The organism is Klebsiella sp. HMSC25G12, from assembly GCF_001807705.1.
Lineage (GTDB): Bacteria > Pseudomonadota > Gammaproteobacteria > Enterobacterales > Enterobacteriaceae > Klebsiella > Klebsiella variicola.
Genome location: NZ_KV789809.1, coordinates 1 through 1,317, shown reverse-complemented (window position 1 = coordinate 1,317; position 1,317 = coordinate 1). Strand labels below are relative to the sequence as shown.

The 1,317-nt window shown below is 52.7% G+C and carries 1 protein-coding gene; it reads right to left on the bottom strand.

Translation table 11 applies throughout. The features are described 5' to 3' along the window. Positions 1 to 29: 29 nt before the first annotated feature. Entirely contained in the window at positions 30 to 1,250 is a 1,221-nt protein-coding gene (locus HMPREF3096_RS04080; protein WP_000343760.1) for an ISL3-like element ISKox3 family transposase, read from the bottom strand. Positions 1,251 to 1,317 lie beyond the last annotated feature (67 nt).

The following is a 1,317-nucleotide window of genomic DNA, read 5'->3' as shown; positions in this document are numbered from 1 at the left end:
TGGGTCTTCCCCGATCATGGTGGGAAGGCTCAGAACGCCATATTCAGCTTTCCGTAGTGGAACATCACCCCCAGTTTAAAGCGCTCCCGGTTTCGGTATCCCCTGGCTTTTATCCTCAGCAGCCTGATCTTGCTGTTAAGTGCCTCCGCATTTCCGTTTGAGACACTGTGTCGCATCGCATTCAGGATCCCGTACAGCCTTTTTCCTATCGTTTTCGCGGCATTTTTCATCATGGGAACGTCACTGTTAGCCGCCAGCGCCAACCATCTCTGCCAGTCACTCCGTCTTTCCTCGCTCCATGGCCTGTTCCAGATATCCTTTGCCAGCTCTTTCAGCGCCCAGCACTGGCTCGTCAGCTTCATCTGTGCACGCAGCCACATCAGCTTTTCCTGCCGGGATTCGGTCATCCACTTATCGCTGTACTGCCACAGGAAGCGGGTTCCTTTTGCCTGGTGTCGGCTTTCAACAGGGAGGTGCGGATGTTCATTCTGACGGGTTTTATCAACTACCTCGCCCAGTTGCTTCGCCACATGGAAGCGGTCAAAGGCGATTTTCTCAACCGCACTGGGTAAGTGGATACGCGCTGCTCTTATATAGCCCGCGTTCATGTCCATTGAGAGCGTTTTGATAGCCAGCAACTGCCCATCAGTGAGCGTGCGAAGATAGCCGGCAAGACTCTCTGTGCCGCGATCATCCGTTAAGGCCAGCGCCCGACCATCGCGATCGGAGATCACCGTTATGTAACGATGTCCTTTTTTAAAGGCGACCTCATCCACATTCATATGACGGGCGGATAATGGCTTTTTTATCCGGGCAAGACCTCGCTTAACTGCCCGGGTCATAATGCCGTCAACCGCATTCCAACTGAGCTTAAGTTGCTTCCTGACAGCATCAACGGTGCTGATTTTCAGCCATGAGAGAACGAACGATTCGAATAGCAACGTATACCGGCTTCCGGGGCCAGCCCACGGAACAGGCAACGTCAGGCAGCCATGCTCCGGACACATAATTCGTGGAACATCGGCTTCAACAATAGTGGTGAACTGGCAGGTATCAAGATGGCGCCATTTACGATGACGGTGATCGTGAACAGAACAGGATTTACCGCAGGTCGGACAGGCTAGCCGGGTGTTTTCAGCGATCTCAATAGTGACAGTAACAGAACCGGCATTTTCATCGAGAGAAAGGGACTTTACCTGCCACGGATCGGACAGGTTGAGAATATGAGCGTAGAGGGACTTTTCGTCCATGGCGGTGACCTCTGGCGATTAAATACACCATTATCATGCCTTCAGCCACCACAACAAGGGAAGACCC